The organism is Nocardiopsis sp. CC223A, assembly GCF_030766825.1.
Classification (GTDB): domain Bacteria; phylum Actinomycetota; class Actinomycetes; order Streptosporangiales; family Streptosporangiaceae; genus Nocardiopsis.
This window is the reverse complement of sequence record NZ_JASFDV010000018.1, coordinates 1-17,795: the sequence shown is the minus strand read 5'-3', so window position 1 is coordinate 17,795 and position 17,795 is coordinate 1. Positions and strand designations below refer to the sequence as shown.

Genomic DNA, 17,795 nt, shown 5'->3' with positions numbered 1-17,795 from the left:
GGTGCGGGGCTGCGCGCTGCGGGGGCCGCTACGCTCGTGGCGTGCCGCGAACGCTGATCATCACCAACGACTTCCCGCCCCGGGCCGGGGGTATCGAGGCCTTCGTCCACGAGGTGGCGCTGCGCCTGCCCGACGTCGTCGTGTACACGTCCTCGCCCGCCGCGGCGGACGGTGCCGCCGACCCCCACTTCGACCTGCGGCTGCCGTTCCCCGTGGTGCGCGACGCCGCGAAGGTGCTGCTCCCCTCGCCCCGGGTGGTGCGGCGGGCGGCCGCCGTCGCCCGGTTGGAGGACTGCGACTCCGTGCTGTACGGGGCGGCGGCGCCGCTGGGGCTGGCCGCCGGGCCCCTGCGGGACGTCGTTGGCCGCCAGGTGGCGCTGACGCACGGGCACGAGACGGGGTGGGCGCTGCTGCCGGGGGCGCGCGAGGCGCTGCGCCGGATCGGCGACACCACCGACGCCGTCACCTACCTGGGCGAGTACTCCCGGCGGCACCTGTCCCGCGCGCTGTCCGCGCCGGCCGCGGCACGGATGCGGCGGGTCGCGCCGGGGGTGGACACCGACCGGTTCCGCCCCGGTGCGGGCGGCGACCGGATCCGTGGGCGGCACGGGCTGGGCGGCCGCCCGGTCGTGGTGTGCGTCTCCCGGCTGGTGCCCCGCAAGGGCCAGGACACGCTGCTGCGCGCCTGGCCCCGGGTGCTGGCCGACGTGCCCGACGCGGCGCTGCTCATCGTCGGCGACGGCCCCTACGCGGGGCGGCTGCGGTCGGCGGCCGCCGGGCTGGACTCGGTGGTGTTCACCGGCCCGGTCCCGGCCGCGGAGCTGCCCGCCCACTACGACGCCGGGGACGTGTTCGCGATGCCCTGCCGCACCCGGCGGGGCGGTCTGGACGTGGAGGGCCTGGGGATCGTCTACCTGGAGGCGTCGGCCACCGGGCTGCCGGTGGTGGCGGGCGACTCCGGGGGAGCCCCGGACGCGGTCCTGCCCGGGGAGACCGGGCACGTCGTCGACGGCTCCCTCCCCGGTCCCGCCGCCCGGGCGCTCATCCGGCTCCTGGAGGACCCCGACCGCGCCGCCCGGATGGGCGCACGCGGCCGGGAATGGGTGCGGCGGGAGTGGAGCTGGGACCGGGCCCGAGCACGTCTCACGGACCTGCTGACGGCCTAGCTGTACCGACCATGGAGGTTGGTGACACCCACCCCGCCCGGCACAGGCAAGGAGGGCCTCCGGTCGTCGGTGTGGACCGCGGCATCTCCACCGGTTCCACACCGCGATCGGCGGCCCTCCCGCTTCCCGTGTTCCCGACCTCTCAGGTCAGTACACCGGCCCTCACAGGTCGTCCCCGTGGACGCTGCCGGGCGGGGCGGCGGAGTCGGTCGCCTGCGGCTCGCCGGTCTCGCTGTGCTCCAGCCACTGCTCCCAGGAGCGCTGGTAGAACCCCCAGCCGTTGTCCCACTCCAGCTCCCGCGCGGTGCCGGTGGTCTCCAGCACATCGCCCATCAGGGTGTTGTCGTGGAACCAGCGGGCGTCGGAGACCGACATGTTGGTGCAGCCGTTGGACCGGTTCGCGTAGCCGATGCTCCCGTTCCAGGGTGCGGCGTGGGTGAACTCGCCGCTGTTGGAGGTGCGCACCGCCCAGTCGGCCTCGACCCGGTAGTAGCCGGGCGAGCCCGCCGGGATGCCGACGGTCGCCGAGTCCATCACCAGCCTGCTGTACTTCTCCATGAGGACGTGGATCCCGGATGTGGTGGTGTTGAAGTGCCGCTCCCCCCTGCCGTTGCTGACCGGGATGGAGCGGACGCGTTCGCCGTCCACCTCCACGTGCATCCGGTGCTCGGGGACGTGCATGGTGGCGATGAGCTCGCGGCCCACCTCGAACCCGATGCGCCGGTCCGCGGTGCCGAACACCCCCTCGGCGGCCTCCACACCGGTCAGCCGCAGGTCGACGGTGACCTGCTGGTGCGGCTCCCAGTAGTCCTGCGGCCGGAACACCGCCGTGGTCTCGTTCGGCCAGTTCCAGGCGCCTTCGGTGGCCTGCTCCGAGGTCACGTGCATGGAGTTCTCGACCTGTTCGCGGTTCTCCACCGGTTGTTCGAAGGTGACGACGACGGGCATGCCCACTCCGACGGTCTGCCCGTCCTGGGGCAGTACGAAGGGCTCGGCCAGACGGGCGTCCTCGGCCACCGCGTGGGTGTCGAACGTGGAGACGACCTCGGTGCGCTCGCCGTCGGCGTCCCGGGCCGTGGCGTAGACGGCGACGAGCCCGTCGGGGGCCAGGTTCCAGTCGCTGACCCAGGCGGAGCCGTCCTGGGCGAGCGTGCCGGTGACCGGTGCCCGCACGGGCCCCTCGCCGTCCGCCGTCTCGGCCGCGGCCCACCGCTCCCGGTCGACCTGCTCGACGGTGACGTCGGTGAGGACGCCGTGCTCCACGGACACCCGCACCGGTGTGTTGGGCGCGACCCCGGCCTCCCCCGGGACCGGGGTGATGGAGATCCGCGGCCCGGGCGCCTCCTGCGGCTCCTCCTCGGTGGCCGTGCAGGCCGTGGCCGCCAGGGCCGCGGCGACGGTGCCGGTGGCCAAACGCCCGGCGAACCGGACTCGTCGGTTCATGACAGAACCCCCAGATGTCACGTTAAGTAATTAATAGGCTACAACGGACATGAGGGAAATCCCGGCATTTGCCACCCCAGCACCTCACGCACCCCCGCACCGCGGTGTCCGGGCACGGAAAAGCCCCGGCGGCGACCGTGCGGTCGCCGCCGGGGCGGATGCCCGGTGTTCCGGCTAGTGCTGGAACTCCTTGCGGTAGTACTCGAAGACCCAGCCGATGGCGGTGAGGATGATGGCGAAACCGCCGATGATCACCATCCACCAGCCGATGGCCACGCCCACCGCGGTGAACGCCACGGACAGGGCCACGAACATCGGCCACCAGCTGTGCGGGCTGAAGAAGCCGTACTCGCCGGCGTTCTCGGCGATCTCACCGTCGAGCCGCTCCTCCGCCGGAAGCCCGTGGAAGTGCTCGCTGCGGCGGGCCGACTGCCAGAGCCAGTACCCGATCATCCAGCCGAAGCCGATGGAGACGACCAGCGCCGTCGTGCCGGTCCACTCGATGGCCCCGGTGTCCTGCCAGGACCAGTAGATGTACAGCAGGGCCGCAAGACCGAAGAAGGTCGAGACGCCCATGAACAGATAGGCCTGCGTCTTCATGAGCCCCTACTCCTTCGTGGCGCCGACGGGGACCGCGCCGGGGGCGGCGGCGTGCGGGTGGTTGAGGTCGAACGCGGGGCGCTCGGACCGGATCCGCGGCAGCGACGTGAAGTTGTGCCGCGGCGGCGGGCAGGAGGTCGCCCACTCCAGCGAGCAGCCGTAGCCCCACGGGTCGTCCACCTCGACCTTGGGCGCCCTCTTCGCGGTGATGTAGATGTTCCAGAAGAAGATCAGCGTCGAGGCGGCCAGCACGAACGAGGACACCGACGAGATCTGGTTCAGCTCGGTGAACCCGTCACCGGGCAGGTAGTCGGCGTAGCGGCGCGGGAAGCCCATGGCGCCCAGCCAGTGCTGGACCAGGAACGTGCCGTGGAAGCCGAGGAACAGCAGCCAGAAGTGGGCCTTGCCCAGCGACTCGTTGAGCATCCTGCCGGTGAACTTGGGCCACCAGAAGTAGAAGCCCGCGAACATCGCGAACACCACGGTGCCGAACACCACGTAGTGGAAGTGGGCCACCACGAAGTAGGAGTCGGTGACGTGGAAGTCGATCGGCGGGGAGGCCAGCAGCACGCCGGTGAGACCGCCGAAGAGGAAGGTCACCAGGAAGCCGATGGTGAACAGCATCGGCGTCTCGAAGGTGAGCTGGCCGCGCCACATCGTGCCGATCCAGTTGAAGAACTTCACACCGGTCGGGACCGCGATGAGGAACGTCATGAACGAGAAGAACGGCAGCAGGACCGCGCCCGTCGGGAACATGTGGTGGGCCCACACGGTGACGGACAGGCCCGCGATGGCGATCGTCGCGGCCACGAGGCTCTTGTAGCCGAAGATCGGCTTGCGGCTGAACACCGGCAGGATCTCCGTCGCGATGCCGAAGAAGGGCAGCGCGATGATGTACACCTCGGGGTGGCCGAAGAACCAGAACAGGTGCTGCCACAGGATCGCACCGCCGTGCTCGGCGTTGTAGACCTGCGTGCCGATCATGCGGTCGGCGCCCAGGGCGATCAGGGCGGCGGTCAGGACCGGGAACGCGATGAGCACCAGGACGCTGGTGAGCAGGGTGTTCCAGGTGAAGATCGGCATGCGGAACATCGTCATACCGGGCGCGCGCATGCACAGGCCGGTGGTGATGAAGTTGACCGCGCTGAGGATGGTGCCCAGACCGGAGACGGCCAGGCCCAGGATCCACAGGTCGCCGCCCAGGCCCGGCGAGCGGACCGCGTCGGACAGCGGGGTGTAGGCGAACCAGCCGAAGCTGGCCGCGCCGCCGGGGGTGATGAACCCGCTGACGGCGATGAGGCTGCCGAACAGGAACAGGTAGTACCCGAACAGGTTCATCCGGGGGAACGCCACGTCGGGGGCGCCGATCTGCAACGGCATGATGATGTTCGAGAACCCGACGAACAGCGGGGTCGCGAACATCAGCAGCATGATCGTGCCGTGCATGGTGAACATCTGGTTGAACTGCTCGTTGGACATGACCTGCATGCCCGGGAGGAACAGCTCGGCGCGCATGAGCAGCGCCAGGACCCCGCCGAAGAGGAAGAAGCCGAACGAGGTGATCAGGTACATGTACCCGATGATCTTGTGGTCGGTCGACGTCAGCCAGTTGACGATCATCGAGCCCTTGCGGCCCGGCAGCCCCTGCGACGCGGTGTGCGTGGGGGTGGTGGTCGTGCTCATTACTCGTTGGTCTCCTCGGCCTCGTCGGCACCGGAGCCCGTGCCCTCGGCACCGGAGCCCTCGGCACCGGTGTCCTCAGCGGAGTCCGCGGTGTCGGGGGTCTCGTCGGCCTCGGTCTGCTCGGCGGCCGCGGCCTGCTCCTGCTCGGCGGCCCACACCTCGTACTCGTCCTCGGGAAGGACGTCGACGTTGAAGAGCATGCGGGTGTGGTCCACACCGCACAGCTCGGCGCAGCGGCCGATGTACTCGCCGGCGGTGCCGTCGTTGAGGTTCACCTGGAACGCGTTGTCGCGGCCCGGGACGACGTCCATCTTGAAACCGAACGCCGGGATCCAGAACGAGTGGATGACGTCCGGGGAGTACAGGTCGAAGTGCACGACCGCGTTCTCCGGCAGCACCAGCGTGGACTGGGTGGAGGGGTCGGCGGTACCGTCCGGGTTGGGCGTGCCCACCTCGGAGAACAGCACCTCGCCGCCCTCGTCCTTGGGGGCGTCCAGGTAGTTGAACTGCCAGGCCCACTGGAAGGCGACGACCTCGACGTGGACGTCGGCCTCCTGCTCGGTGTCCAGCAGGTAGCTCTGATCGCGCGCGGTGAAGTAGAACAGCACCGCGATGACGACGATCGGCAGCACGGTGTAGAGCGCCTCGATGGGCATGTTGTAGCGCACCTGGGGCGGCAGCTGCTCAGAGCGCTTGCGGTGGAAGATGATCGACCAGATCATCAGTCCCCACACGAGAATGCCGACCGCGAACGCCGCCACCCAGGAACCCTGCCAGAGCGAGAGAACACGCTCGGCCTGCTCGGTGATCGGCTCCGGCATGCCCAAACGAGTGAGCTCGTTCGACGCGCAGCCGGTCGCGGCCAGCCCCAGCACGGCGAGCGCGGCGCCGCGTGGTGCCCATCGGCGCAGAGTGGAGCGCCGATTTTCTTGGCGGGTCGGACTCACGGATTGCCTTCCCAGCGGTGTAGCCCGTGGACTTCCACGGGCGGCCTAAGTATCCAAAGCTTGTCAGGGGGAAACATTATCGCGAACCGCCCAGGGTCCCGTTCATGGGCTTGCCTGGTCAGCGTGTTGCCGAAGGCCCGTGATACGGGACGCTCGGTGGTCCGTGGAGCCGGACCCGCCCGCGCGCCGGAGGTGACCCCTTCCGGCGGTCGGCGAGGCACGGCCCGGCGTTCCCCCGGGCCCCTCCCCCGTGAGGCGGCCGGGGCACCCGTCCGGGTGTCGGGCGGCGCCCGTGTCCACAGCGGGTGCGTCCGATCTCCGGCGTCCCACGGGGAGAGAACAAGGTGAGCGTATCGCTGGGTTCACGACACCCTTAACCGGGTTCGCCTTACCGCGCGGGAGGGGTCAAGATTGGGACACGGAACGACAACGCACAGGGGGTTCCCGTGTCCGAGGGACGGCCGCTGCCAGGGGCGACCACGCCGTCGGTGATCGTGGAGGCGGTGGGCCGAAAGTGCCCGATCCCGATCATCTGGGTGGCGCAGCGCCTGCACGAAGTGCCCATCGGCGGGGTCATCGCGGTCACCGCGGACGATCCGGCCGCCAAGGCGGACATCCCCGCCTGGTGCCGGATGAAGATGCACGAATTCGTCGCGGAGGTGCCCCTGGCGCGGGGTAGCGCGTTTCACATCCGGCGGATGTACTGAACCGTTCCCGGTTCCGGTTCCCAATCCGTAACGATTCGGGCACACCGAATCCCGGGCGGTGCGGTGGCACGAGAAAGGCCGCACGGACCCGGGGGTCCGTGCGGCCGGTGCTCGCTCACGCGGCGCCGCGGGGGCGCCGACCGCTAGCGGGCGTAGAACTCGACGACGAGCTGCTCGTCGAAGGGCACCGGGATCTGCTCACGCTTGGGGCGGTCGACGACCGCGATGCGCAGGTCCTTGTGGCTGACCGCCAGGAAGCCGGCGATCTTGTCGTCGGCGTGGACGCCCTCGGCGGCCTCGACGAACGGCACCATGGAACGGGACTTCTCCCGAACCTCGATGATCTGGCCCGGCTTGACCTGGTACGACGGGATGTCGACCTTCTTGCCGTCCACGGTGATGTGGCCGTGGTTGATGAACTGGCGGGCGGCGTAGATCGACGCGGCGAAGCCGGCGCGCAGCACGACCGTGGCCAGACGCAGCTCCAGCTCGGCCAGCATCTCCTCACCGGTGCGGCCGGGGCGCTTCTTGGCGTTCTCGTAGATCCTGACCAGCTGCTTCTCGGTCAGGTCGTAGTACCAGCGCACCTTCTGCTTCTCGGCCTGGCGGACGGCGAAGTCGCTGCTGTTGCGGCGAACGCGACGGCCGTGCTCACCGGGCGGGTAGGGGCGCTTCTCGAAGTAGCTGACCGCCTTACGGGTCAGCGGCATTCCGGCGCGCCGCGACAACCGCACCTTGGGTCCGGTGTAGCGCATGCAATGTCCTTTCACATGGAATGCGGGGAATCCCAGGTAAGGCTGACCTAGAACTGGGAGGCGTGCGGGCACGCCCGGGCCCCGTGCGCCTCGCGGCGCCGACGGAGCGGGTTCCCCACCGTCGCGGTGACCCTGCGCGAACGGTTCGGGCTCTACACACCGGCACGCGTTTCAGCGCACCGGCGGGCACGGCGGACCCGCCGAGGAAGAACGGCGGGGTCCGTGCGGGTCGCGTCCCGGGCATGCGAACACACGGGACACGGGGTCACGACTGTCTACTCTACGGGGTCCGGGGACCCTAGACGAACGGGCGGACCTCGGCGGCGACCTCCGCGCCGTAGGAACGCTCCAGGCGGTCCAGCAGCGAGGCGCCGGTGAGCGTGTACTCCTGCGGGCCGTCGACCTCCAGGCAGTGCACCGCGGTGGCGTTGCCCACCTGGGCCGCGCGCTCCAGGGACAGGCCCCAGGAGTGGGCGGCCAGGAACCCGGCGCGGAAGGCGTCGCCCATGCCGGTCGGGTCGACCAGGTCGCCGACCGCGGCGGCGGGCACGTGGACGCTCGGCTCGCCCGCGCGGTCGATCCGGGCGCCCTTGGCGCCCAGGGTGGTGATGCGGGTACCGACCCTGGCCAGGATCTCGGCGTCGGACCATTCGGTCTTCTGCTCGGCGAGGGCCTTCTCGTACTCGTTGGTGAACAGGAAGGTCGCCCCCTCGATCAGGGTACGCACCTGCGGGCCCTCCATGCGGGCGAGCTGCTGGGAGGGGTCGGCCGCGAAGGCGATGCCCCGGGTGCGGCACTCCTCGCTGTGGCGGACCATCGCGGCCGGGTCGTCGGCGCCGACCAGGACCAGGTCCAGGCCGCCCAGGCGGTCGGCGATCGGCTGGAGCTCGATGTTGCGGGCCTCGGCCATGGCGCCCGCGTAGAACGACGCGATCTGGTTCTGGTCGCGGTCGGTGGTGCAGATGAACCGGGCGGTGTGGCGCAGCTCGGAGATGTAGACGTGGGCGGTGTCCACGCCGTGGCGGTCCAGCCAGGCGCGGTAGTCCTCGAAGTCGGCGCCGGCCGCGCCGACCAGGACCGGGGACAGCCCGAAGCCGCCCAGGCCGAAGCAGATGTTGGCGGCGACGCCGCCGCGCCGCACGTCCAGTTCGTCGATGAGGAAGGAGAGGGACAACTGCTGGATCTGCTCGGGGATGATCTGTTCCGCGAACCGCCCCTCGAAGGACATCAGGTGATCGGTGGCGATGGATCCGGCAACCGCGATACGCACGGGACGAGGTCTCCTTGGTCGGGACGCGCCGGCCCGGGGCCGGACACTGCTCCGAGCACGCCGACGGCGCGCCCTTTCGGACTGACCCAGGGTACCGACCCGCCCATCACCGTCGGTCGGCTCCCGGTGGAGCGCGAGGGGAGGGCGGACCGGGTCCGCCCTCCCCTCGGTGGCCGTCGGCGTTCCCCGGGTCGCCCCGGGACCGCGCGTCCTAGTTGAAGGAGTCGCCGCAGGCGCAGGAACCGGTGGCGTTGGGGTTGTCGATGGTGAAGCCCTGCTTCTCGATGGTGTCGACGAAGTCGATCGTGGCACCGACGAGGTAGGGGGAGCTCATCCGGTCGGTCACGACCTCGACGCCGCCGAAGTCGGTGACGATGTCGCCGTCGAGCTCGCGCTCGTCGAAGTAGAGCTGGTAGCGAAGCCCGGAGCAGCCCCCCGGCTGGACCGCGACGCGAAGGCGCAGGTCGTCCCGCCCCTCCTGTTCGAGAAGCGCCCGGACCTTGCTGGACGCGTCCTCCGTGAGGATGATCCCCTCGGTGGTCTCGCTCTGAACCGTCATCGTGTAAAGCTCCTCGTGGAAAGGGGTTGCGGCCCGCTTGCGCCCGCGGCCCCGGTCTGACGCCCGCCGCCGGGACGGATGTCCTCTTCAACGGGTGCCAACACCCGGGCCCGGCGCCGCATTCCGACGTGCCGCCGCCGTGTCCGTCCGCCCCACCCGGCCCCGCTCGCGGGGTCCGGTACGGGCCGACTTGCGCGTGTTCCACCAGGGTACCCACCCGGCCCCGCCGTCACACCGGACGGCGGGGGCGCACGGCGGGGTTCAGCGGGCCCAGCGGCGGGCGATCGAGGCGGCCAGGTCCCGCAGCCCCCGGGCGGGGTGCTCCATCGCGGCGGCCACCGAACCGGTGGACTCGACCAGGGAGTAGGTCTCGGTGATGCCCGCTGCGGCGGCCTCGGCCCGGCCAACCGCGACCCGGCCGGCGGCGACCACGCAGGGGACGGCGTGCTCCCCCGCCAGGCGGGCGACGCCGTGGGGCAGCTTGCCCCGCAGGGACTGGGAGTCGAAGGACCCCTCCCCCGTGATGACGAGGTCCGCCCCGGCCAGCCGGTCGGCCAGGCCGACGGCGTCCAGCACCAGGCCGATGCCCGATGCCACGGTGCCGCCGAGCAGCAGCAGGGCGAAGCCCAGGCCGCCGGCCGCACCGGAGCCGGGCTCGGAGCGGGCCGCCCCCCGGGGGTCCACCCGGTCGGCGAATGCGGTCAGGGCCAGGTCCAGGCGCTGGACCAGGGCGGGGTCGGCGCCCTTCTGGGGGCCGAAGACCGCACTGGCCCCGTGCAGCCCGAGCAGGGGGTTGTCGACGTCGGTGGCGGCGACCAGGCGCACCCCGGCGACGGCCTCCCGGGCCGGGCCGGGGTCCACCTCGTCGACGTCGGCCAGCGCGCCGCCGCCCCGGGTGAGGTCGGCGGCGGGGGTCGCGCCCAGTGCGGCGAGCAGTCCGGCCCCGGCGTCGTTGGTGGAGCTGCCGCCCAGGCCGACGACGACCGTGCGGGCCCCGTCGGCGACGGCGCGGGCGATCAGCTCGCCGACCCCGGCGCTGGTGGTGCGGGCGGGGTCGCGCCGGTCGGCGGGGACCAGGTGCAGGCCGCAGGCCTGTGCGCTCTCCACGTAGGCGGTGTCGCCGACGAGCAGGTAGCTGGCGGCGACGGGCGCGCCCAGGGGGCCGGTGACGGAGGTCTCGCGCAGGCTGCCGCCCAGGGCGGTGTGCAGGACCTCGACGAAGCCGGGGCCGCCGTCGGAGAGCGGGAGCAGGTCGATGCGGGCGGAGGGGTCGGCGGACCGCCAGCCGTCGGCGACGGCGCGGGCGGCGTCCAGGGCGCTGAGGGTTCCGGCGAACTTGTCCGGTGCGATCACGATGTGCACGTGTTCAGTGTGCTGGGTCACGTGGCCCGACGCCAGGGTTCGGAGCCAAAAAAATTCATATCCCGGATTTTCGTTTCCGGGATGCGAAAATCAGAGGCCCGGTGCGCCGTACACCGGGAACCAGCGCGACCGGTCGGACTCGATCGGCAGATCCCCGCCGATGGCCGCCTCGGCCTGGAGCTCCAGGGCGTTGTCGCGACGCTGCCCCGGCAGCGGCGCGAACGGGTAGAAGGTGCCGCGCTTGTACAGGTAGACCAGGCCCAGTGAGCGCTCTCCGTCGGTGAACCCCACCAGCGAGCACAGCAGCGAGGGCCCGTACCCGTTCTCCTCCAGCGTGGAGTTGACCGCGTGCAACGAGGTGACCAGCCCCGTGATGTCGGGGTCGGTGACGTCGCCCTGCTCCGTCGGCGGGTGGTCGGACCGCACCACCAGCCACGTGTAGCCGTACTCGTCGGCGACCTGGCCGACCGGCGGGCCGTCCCCGGCCTCCAACAGCGCGGTGATGTCCTTCTCCAGGTCGGCGAAGGCCGCGCCCTCGGTCGGCCGGAAGGCCACCGACCCCGCCCCGGTGGGGCGGAAACCGGCCGCCGCACGCAGGGTGACCGCCGCCGACGGCAGCCCGAAGAGGGCGTCCAGGTCGGGTCGGACGGGCTTGGACCGGCCCAGCAGGGCCCTCCAGAAACTCACACTGCCTCCTCGGCGGCGGGGATGGTCAGGCCCCCCGGCCCAGTTGCCGGGAGATGTCGGAGAGCTGCGTCAGACGCTGCTCCACCGGCGGATGGGTGGCGATCAGGCTGTTGAGGCTGAACCCCTTGGTGAACGCCGGGGCGAAGAAGAAGGCGTTGAACGGCTCCACCTGACGCAGGTCCCGGCTGGGGATCCGCGACATGTCGCCGGTGATCTTGGTCAGGGCGCTGCCCAGCGCCGAGGGGCGCCCGGTGAGGTAGGCGGCGGCGCGGTCGGCCGCCAGTTCCCGGTAACGCGACAGCGCCCGGGTCAGCAGGAAGCTGAGCGCCCACGCGATGGCGCTGACCAGCACCACCAGCAGGGCGACCACCGCCGGGGCCGGACCGTTGTTGTTCCCCCGGCTCGCCCCGGAGAAGGCGGCGAAGCGCAGCCCGGCCTGGGTGAGGAAGCCCGCCACGATGCCCAGGAACCCGGCCACGGTCATGACCGTGACGTCGCGGTGGGCGATGTGCGACAGCTCGTGGGCCAGCACCGCCTCCAGCTCCGGCCCGTCCAGGCGGCGCAGCAGCCCGGTGGTCACGCAGACGACGGCGGTCCTGCTGCTGTGCCCGGTGGCGAAGGCGTTGGGCACGTCGGTGTCGGCGATGCCGACCCGGGGCTTGGGCATGTCCGCCATGGCGCACAGCCGGTCGATGAGCGCGTGCAGCTCGGGCGCCTGCCGGGGGGAGACCTCCTTGGCGCCCATCGCGAACATGGCGATCCTGTCCGAGGAGAAGTAGCTGAACAGCGCGAACCCGAGGACGATGACCAGGACCAGCCAGATGTTCAGCCCGACGGCGACCAACCCGACGACGAAGGCCACGTACACCAGGACCAGCAGGAACATGGTGAGGGCCATCCGGCCGGTGAGGCCTCGGTCAGGAGTGAACTTGGAACCCGCCATGCGCTGCGCCCTTCCCGCTGGTTCGGACGTCTCGGAGTCTAGTTCGCGAAAGTGAGAAAAGGGTGAAAACCCCACGTGAACACGCCGGGGCCGCCGCGACCGGGAGGTCGCGGCGGCCCCGGGGCTGCATGCGCGCAGGCACCGAGCCGGCCCCGCCGAGGACGGTGGTGGCAGGGACCGGTCGAAACGGGCCGCTCAGGGCCCGTTCTCAACGCCCTCCCGCTCCGCGGAAATGCGCGAGGCACCCCTCGAAGGGCGCCGGGCCGGGTGGCGGGTCCGTGGCCGCAGGCCACCCGTCGAGGGTGGCGGTGGGCGACGGGCGGGCCGAAGCGGAGCGGAGGTTCAAGAGGACACGCCCTAGCCCGGGATCAGGCCGTCGTCCTGCAACATCTGACGGACCTCCTCCATGCCGGCGTCGGCGTGGGGCAGGATGAACTGCGAGGGCTCCAGCGCGTCGGCGGCCAGCGGCGTCCCGTGCTCGCGCACCTTGTCGAGCAGGTCGTGCAGTGCCTTGCGGAAGGCGGCCTCGTCACCCTTCTCGATCGCCGACTCCAGCGCGGAGTCGAACGAGTTGAGCAGGTCGAGGTCGGCGTCGGTGAGGTCGACCTGACCCTCACCCATGATGCGGACGATCACGCGCCCTCCCCCCGACCCGAGTTGCCGTTGCCACCCTCGATCTGCGGGGTGGTGGAGGAGGAGCCGCCGCCCAGTTCGAGCTTCATGCGCTCCAGCTCGTCCTCGACGCCGCTGGTGCTGGCCATGCGGTCCAGCTCGGCCTGGATGTCGTCGCGCGGGCCGGACCCGGTGACGTCGTCGAGCGCGCCCGAGGCGAGCAGTTCGTCGACGGCCCCGGCGCGGGCCTGCATCTGGGCGGTCTTGTCCTCGGCGCGCTGGATCGCCAGGCCGACATCGCCCATCTCCTCGGAGATGCCGGTGAAGGCCTCGCTGATCTGCGTCTGGGCCTGGGCCGCGGTGTAGGTCGCCTTGATCGTCTCCTTGCGGGTACGGAAGGCGTCCACCTTGGCCTGTAGGCGCTGGGCCGCCAGGGTGAGCTTCTGCTCCTCGCCCTGGAGGTTGGCGTGCTGCTCGCGCAGGCCGTCGATCTGCTGGGTGAGACCGGAGCGGCGGGTCAGGGCCTCGCGCGCGAGGTCCTCGCGCCCCTGGGTGAGGGCCGCCCGGCCCTGCGTCTCCAGCTTGGACGACTGCTGTTCGAGCTGCTGGATCTGGAGCTCGACCCGCTTGCGGGAGGTCGCGACGTCGGCCACGCCGCGCCGGACCTTCTGTAGGAGTTCGAGCTGTTTCTGGTACGAGTAGTCGAGTGTCTCCCTGGGATCCTCGACCGAGTCCAGGGCCTTGTTGGCCTTGGACTTGAAGATCATGGAAAGTCGCTGAAACACGCTCATCAGCGTGGCCGTCCCCTTCTCGGTGCGTACATCGGCTGTTCCCAGCGGGCGCTTTGCCCAACCCTACGCGGTCTGACCCGCGGTCGCCATAAAGCTGTGACCGGCTACCCTGAGGGTGTGTTCCGACGTCGCTCCGCTTCCGCAGACACGGATTCGAAGACCACCGAATCCGCCAGCCCTGAGGCCTCTGAGGCCACCCAACCTAAGGGATATACCCCGAAGAAGGGTGTGCCCACCCCCAAGCGCAAGGAATCCGAGTCCAACCCGCGCAAGCTGGTCAAGGCTCCGGAGACCCGCAAGGAGGCCTACGAGATCCACCGCGCCCGCTCCGAACGTAAACGCGGGGTCGGCAAGGTGAGTTCCGGGGGCCTCAAGGGCGTTCCCGCCGACGAGGCCCGGTTCTACCGCCCCGCCGACCTGGGCCCGGCCCGCCGCTACGCCCGTGACCTGGTGGATTCCCGCCGCACGCTCAGCGAGTTCTTCCTGCCGCTGTCGATCGTCGTCATCCTGCTGATCATGGTGCCCAGCCCGCTGTTCCAGGTCGGGGTGGCGTACGTGGCCTGGCCGCTGATGATGGTGTCGCTGATCATCGAGGGCATCTTCACCTCGCGCCGGGTCAAGCGGGAGACCGCCGAGCACTACCCGGACGACGACATGCTGCGCGGCATCGGCTGGTACGCGGTCATGCGCCAGATCCAGTTCCGCCGGCTGCGGCTGCCCAAGCCGAAGGTCAAGGTCGGCGAGGTCCCGGTCCCGCGCTAGACGGTATGCGGTGAGGGTCGGCGAGAGGACCGGGACCCCGCTCGCACGTTGCCGCGGTCTGCCGACCGGGCGGCGCCTGGACGGTGGTGCCCGCATGTGCGGGAGGTCCCGGTGTCCTGCCGGGCACCTGCCCCTGGCCCGCTGAGCCGTCCGGCACGGGCGGCCCTGCGACGGGCCGCCGAACGCCTCCGGGTCGGCCGCACCACCGCCGGGCGCCGGGCGGGCCGTGCCCGTCGTCCTGCGAGAGACCGTCCGACGGCCGTCCCCCACAGGGGCGTCCGCCGGACGGGCCCTGGTACCGGCGAGGGGCAGGGGAGCCCGCGTCCCCCGCGAACACCCGGGGCCGGTGCGCGCACGCGCACCGGCCCCCGACCTTTCCCCGGACCCGCCCCCGGGCCTTCCCCGATCTTTCCCGGGTTTCTCCGCAAGGGCGACCGGGAGCGTTCCCATCGCTCTCGGGGGCCGCCCTCGCGAAAGGGCCCGGTGCCCGGCTAGAGTGCCCGCCATGGAATTCCGCCATCTCGGCAAGAGCGGTCTCGTCGTCAGCGAGATCGCCTACGGCAACTGGATCACCCACGGCTCCCAGGTCGAGGAGGACGCGGCCGTCGCCTGTGTCCGCGCCGCCCTGGACGCCGGCATCACCACGTTCGACACCGCGGACGTCTACGCCCGCGGCAAGGCCGAGGAGGTCCTCGGCCGGGCGCTCAAGGGCGAGCGCCGCGACGGTCTGGAGATCTTCTCCAAGGTCTACTGGCCGATGGGCCCGGGCAAGAACGACCGCGGCCTGTCGCGCAAGCACATCATCCGCGGCGTGGAGGACACCCTGCGCCGCCTGGGCACCGACTACCTGGACCTGTACCAGGCCCACCGGTTCGACAACGGGGCTCCGCTGGAGGAGACCCTGCGGGCCTTCGAGGACCTGGTCCGCCAGGGCAAGGTCCTGTACGTGGGCGTCTCGGAGTGGAACGCCGAGCAGATCGAGCGGGCCCTGAAGATCGCCGACGAGTCCGGGTTCGACCGCATCGTCTCCAACCAGCCGCAGTACAACATGCTGTGGCGGGTCATCGAGTCCGAGGTCGTCCCGGTGTCCCGCCGTGAGGGCCTGGGCCAGGTCGTGTGGTCGCCCATCGCGGGCGGCATCCTCACCGGCAAGTACAAGCCGGGCGCGCCGCTGCCGGAGAACACCCGCGCCACCGACCCCAACAGCAAGCACTTCATCGCCGACCGGGTCGGCGACCAGGAGCTGCTGGAGCGGGTGCAGAAGCTGGCCCCGCTGGCCGCCGAGGCGGGTCTGACCCTGCCCCAGCTGGCCGTGGCCTGGGTCCTTCAGAACGACAACGTCTCCACCGCCATCGTCGGCGCCACCCGGCCCGAGCAGGTGCAGGACAACGTCCGGGCGGCCGGTGTGAAGCTGGACGCGGAGCTGCTGGCCCGGATCGACGAGATCCTCGGCGACAGCGTCGACCGCGACCCGGCGCTCACCCGCAGCCCGGAGGACATCCGCGCCTGAGGACGCCGGGCCCCGGTCCCCCGTGGGGTGGGGGCCGGGGCCCCGCGGCCCCGTCGGCTACTCGGCGGGCTCCAGGGACATCGTGTAGACCTCCCTGCCGTCCTCCAGCAGGACGACCCGGTCCACCCCGCCCTCGGTGAGCTCGCCCCAGTTCTCGCCCAGCCAGCTCTCCGCGTCGCCGCGCGAGGTGAACGACTCCGCGGGGAGGTCACCCGCCAACTGGTCCGCCCCGTCGGCCTCGCGGTACCGCCAGGTCCACGCCATCGTCGACCGCCCTTTCGTCCCGTTAGGTCGCGGCCTACGGGTCACCGCGATCCAATGCCGAGCTTAACCATGGCTTGGTGGAGGATGCGGTTTACTTCTTCAGGTGCGAATCCGATTCCCGGGAACGGCCGGCCACGCCGGATGGCCCGCCCCCCAGTGCACCTGCGCCTCGTGCAACCAGGCCCAGGCCGACCGTCGCCTGCCGCTGCGCGTGACCGTCGACGACCGGTTCCGGCTCCGCGAGAGCGGGGCGGTGGGCCCGGTGCCCCCGGACTACTCGGTGACGCCCACGCCCGACGGCATCCTGGTGGCGAGCCCCGACGGCGGGCGGCTGCTCTACGCCCGCACCGGGCCCGCGGCGCTGCCCGCGGTGCCCCCGGTGGAGGCGACCTCACCCGGCTCGGGGTTCGCTTCGGCGCCGCCCCAGCAGGTGGACATGGTCATCGTGGACGCCGCCCAGCGCCCGGAGGCCATCGGCGAGCTGCGGCGCAGCGGGGTGATCGGGGTGACCACGGCCGTGGTCGCGGTCGGCGGCGACCACCGGGTCCGCTCCCCGCAGGAGTTCGCCCGCCGGGCCCGGCTGTGGGGCGCGTTCGCCCCCGGGGACGGCCACGTCATGTCGTGCCCGCCGGCGGTCTGGCCCCAGTCGCGGCCGCACGGTCCGCACCGGGTGCTCATCACCGGCGGCGCCCGCTCGGGCAAGTCGGTCGAGGCCGAGCTGCGGCTGCTCACCGAGCCGAAGGTGTCCTATGTGGCCACCGGTGAGCCGGCCGACCCCGCACGCGACCCGGAGTGGGCCGAACGGGTGACCCGGCACGCCGCCCGCCGGCCGTGGTGGTGGGAGACCGAGGAGACCCGCGGCCTGTCGTCGCTGCTCAAACGGGCGCGGGGCGCCGTGCTCATCGACTGCCTGGGCACCTGGCTGACGGCGGTCATGGGCGAGCACGGCCTGTGGGACGAGGAGCCGCCGCCGGACGCCGAGGAGCGGGTCGAGGCCGAGGTGCACGGTCTGCTGGAGGCCTGGCGGGCCACCCAGGCCTACGCGGTGGCGGTGACCAACGAGGTGGGCTCGGGCGTGGTGCCCGCGACCCGGTCGGGCCGGCTGTTCCGCGACCACCTGGGGCGGCTGAACCAATGGGTGGCCGCCGAGTCCGAGGAGGTCGTCCTGGTGACGGCCGGGCGCGTACTGGAGCTCCCGTGAGCGGTGCCGTCGGCGCGGGCGCGCGTCTGGCGGTGGGGACGTTCACCGTGGTCCCGGTCCGGGTGGAGCGGGTGGACCGGGCGGCCGCCCGGTGGGCGATGCTGTGGGCCCCCGCGCTGGGGGCGCTGGCGGGCGCGCTGACCGGGGCGGTGGCCGCGGTCGGGACGGCGGCGGGGCTGCCCGCGGCGCTGGCGGCCCTGCTGGGGGTGGGCGCCGGGGCGCTGTTCACCCGGGGGCTGCACCTGGACGGGTTGGCGGATCTGGCCGACGGGCTGGGCAGCGCCCGTCCGGCGGCGGGTGCGCTGGAGGTGATGCGCCGTTCCGACATCGGCCCCTTCGGCGTGATCACCCTGGTCGTCGTGCTGGGCGCGCAGGTGCTGGCGCTGGGCCGGCTGGCGGAGGTGTCACCGGGAGCGGTGCTGGCCGGGGCGGTGGCGGCGGGTGCCGCGGGGCGGACGGCGATCACGTGGGCGTGCACCCCGGGGGTGCCCGCGGCGCGGCCGGAGGGGCTGGGCGCGCTGGTGGCCGGGACG

19 protein-coding genes are annotated in these 17,795 nt (G+C 71.8%); 6 read left to right on the top strand and 13 right to left on the bottom strand.

From position 1 onward, the window contains the following. The first annotated feature begins 41 nt into the window (after nt 1-41). On the top strand, nt 42-1,166 hold the full coding sequence (locus tag QJS33_RS09750; RefSeq protein WP_306367566.1) for a glycosyltransferase family 4 protein: 1,125 nt from the start codon (nt 42-44) through the stop codon (nt 1,164-1,166). Nucleotides 1,167-1,328: 162 nt separating this feature from the next. On the opposite strand, the gene QJS33_RS09745 is transcribed toward QJS33_RS09750, so the two are convergent. The 4 genes from QJS33_RS09745 to coxB all read right to left on the bottom strand — a co-directional run bounded on the left by QJS33_RS09745 (nt 1,329) and on the right by coxB (nt 5,713). Next, nucleotides 1,329-2,609 (bottom strand): Ig-like domain-containing protein, encoded by a 1,281-nt coding sequence (locus QJS33_RS09745; RefSeq protein ID WP_306367565.1) that lies wholly within the window; start codon nt 2,607-2,609, stop codon nt 1,329-1,331. 174 nt (nt 2,610-2,783) lie between these two features. Beyond that, nucleotides 2,784-3,209 carry a cytochrome c oxidase subunit 4 gene (locus tag QJS33_RS09740; RefSeq protein ID WP_306367564.1) on the bottom strand — a complete coding sequence of 142 codons (426 nt, stop codon included), beginning with the start codon at nt 3,207-3,209 and terminating at the stop codon, nt 2,784-2,786. Between the two features lie 6 nt (nt 3,210-3,215). Beyond that, nucleotides 3,216-4,892: a cytochrome c oxidase subunit I gene (ctaD, locus tag QJS33_RS09735; RefSeq protein WP_372339622.1), complete on the bottom strand. Its 1,677-nt coding sequence runs from the start codon at nt 4,890-4,892 to the stop codon at nt 3,216-3,218. Continuing rightward, entirely contained in the window at nt 4,892-5,713 is an 822-nt protein-coding gene (gene coxB, locus QJS33_RS09730) for a cytochrome c oxidase subunit II (RefSeq protein WP_306367624.1), read from the bottom strand. The genes ctaD and coxB overlap by 1 nt, the downstream gene beginning before the upstream one ends. A 572-nt stretch (nt 5,714-6,285) precedes the next feature. Between coxB and QJS33_RS09725 the strand changes: the two genes are divergently transcribed. Further along, entirely contained in the window at nt 6,286-6,546 is a 261-nt protein-coding gene (locus QJS33_RS09725) for a sulfurtransferase TusA family protein (RefSeq protein ID WP_306367563.1), read from the top strand. 143 nt (nt 6,547-6,689) lie between these two features. Here the strand turns inward: QJS33_RS09725 and rpsD are convergent, their stop codons facing one another. From rpsD to QJS33_RS09685, 8 genes are all read right to left on the bottom strand, one after another. Next, a complete protein-coding gene (rpsD, locus tag QJS33_RS09720) occupies nt 6,690-7,301 on the bottom strand; it encodes a 30S ribosomal protein S4 (RefSeq protein ID WP_220559886.1) in 612 nt (203 codons plus the stop codon). Between the two features lie 298 nt (nt 7,302-7,599). Beyond that, nucleotides 7,600-8,571, bottom strand: coding sequence for a carbohydrate kinase family protein (locus QJS33_RS09715; protein ID WP_306367562.1), 972 nt, complete (start codon nt 8,569-8,571; stop codon nt 7,600-7,602). Nucleotides 8,572-8,782: 211 nt separating this feature from the next. Continuing rightward, on the bottom strand, nt 8,783-9,130 hold the full coding sequence (locus tag QJS33_RS09710; RefSeq protein ID WP_306367561.1) for an iron-sulfur cluster assembly accessory protein: 348 nt from the start codon (nt 9,128-9,130) through the stop codon (nt 8,783-8,785). A gap of 261 nt (nt 9,131-9,391) precedes the next feature. Then, entirely contained in the window at nt 9,392-10,492 is a 1,101-nt protein-coding gene (locus QJS33_RS09705; RefSeq protein WP_306367560.1) for a glycerate kinase, read from the bottom strand. Nucleotides 10,493-10,582: 90 nt separating this feature from the next. Then, nucleotides 10,583-11,179, bottom strand: a complete 597-nt coding sequence (locus tag QJS33_RS09700; RefSeq protein WP_306367559.1) for a hypothetical protein — start codon at nt 11,177-11,179, stop codon at nt 10,583-10,585. A 25-nt stretch (nt 11,180-11,204) separates the two neighbouring features. Beyond that, on the bottom strand, nt 11,205-12,122 hold the full coding sequence (gene htpX / locus QJS33_RS09695) for a zinc metalloprotease HtpX (protein WP_306367558.1): 918 nt from the start codon (nt 12,120-12,122) through the stop codon (nt 11,205-11,207). A 357-nt stretch (nt 12,123-12,479) separates the two neighbouring features. After that, nucleotides 12,480-12,758: a hypothetical protein gene (locus QJS33_RS09690; RefSeq protein ID WP_306367557.1), complete on the bottom strand. Its 279-nt coding sequence runs from the start codon at nt 12,756-12,758 to the stop codon at nt 12,480-12,482. Beyond that, on the bottom strand, nt 12,755-13,525 hold the full coding sequence (locus tag QJS33_RS09685) for a PspA/IM30 family protein (RefSeq protein WP_306367556.1): 771 nt from the start codon (nt 13,523-13,525) through the stop codon (nt 12,755-12,757). Before QJS33_RS09685 ends, QJS33_RS09690 begins: the two co-directional genes overlap by 4 nt. A gap of 96 nt (nt 13,526-13,621) precedes the next feature. On the opposite strand from QJS33_RS09685, the gene QJS33_RS09680 reads away from it, so the two are divergent. Next, nucleotides 13,622-14,287 carry a DUF3043 domain-containing protein gene (locus QJS33_RS09680; RefSeq protein WP_306367555.1) on the top strand — a complete coding sequence of 222 codons (666 nt, stop codon included), beginning with the start codon at nt 13,622-13,624 and terminating at the stop codon, nt 14,285-14,287. Nucleotides 14,288-14,792: 505 nt separating this feature from the next. Beyond that, complete coding sequence (locus QJS33_RS09675) at nt 14,793-15,797, top strand: aldo/keto reductase family protein (RefSeq protein ID WP_306367554.1); 1,005 nt, start codon at nt 14,793-14,795, stop codon at nt 15,795-15,797. 57 nt (nt 15,798-15,854) lie between these two features. Here QJS33_RS09675 and QJS33_RS09670 read toward each other — a convergent pair whose 3' ends face one another. After that, entirely contained in the window at nt 15,855-16,061 is a 207-nt protein-coding gene (locus tag QJS33_RS09670) for a hypothetical protein (RefSeq protein WP_306367553.1), read from the bottom strand. Nucleotides 16,062-16,272: 211 nt separating this feature from the next. On the opposite strand from QJS33_RS09670, the gene QJS33_RS09665 reads away from it, so the two are divergent. Then, on the top strand, nt 16,273-17,262 hold the full coding sequence (locus tag QJS33_RS09665) for a bifunctional adenosylcobinamide kinase/adenosylcobinamide-phosphate guanylyltransferase (protein ID WP_306367623.1): 990 nt from the start codon (nt 16,273-16,275) through the stop codon (nt 17,260-17,262). Further along, on the top strand, nt 17,259-17,795 hold a 537-nt coding region (locus tag QJS33_RS09660), incomplete at its 3' end, for an adenosylcobinamide-GDP ribazoletransferase (protein ID WP_306367552.1). The genes QJS33_RS09665 and QJS33_RS09660, both read left to right, overlap by 4 nt.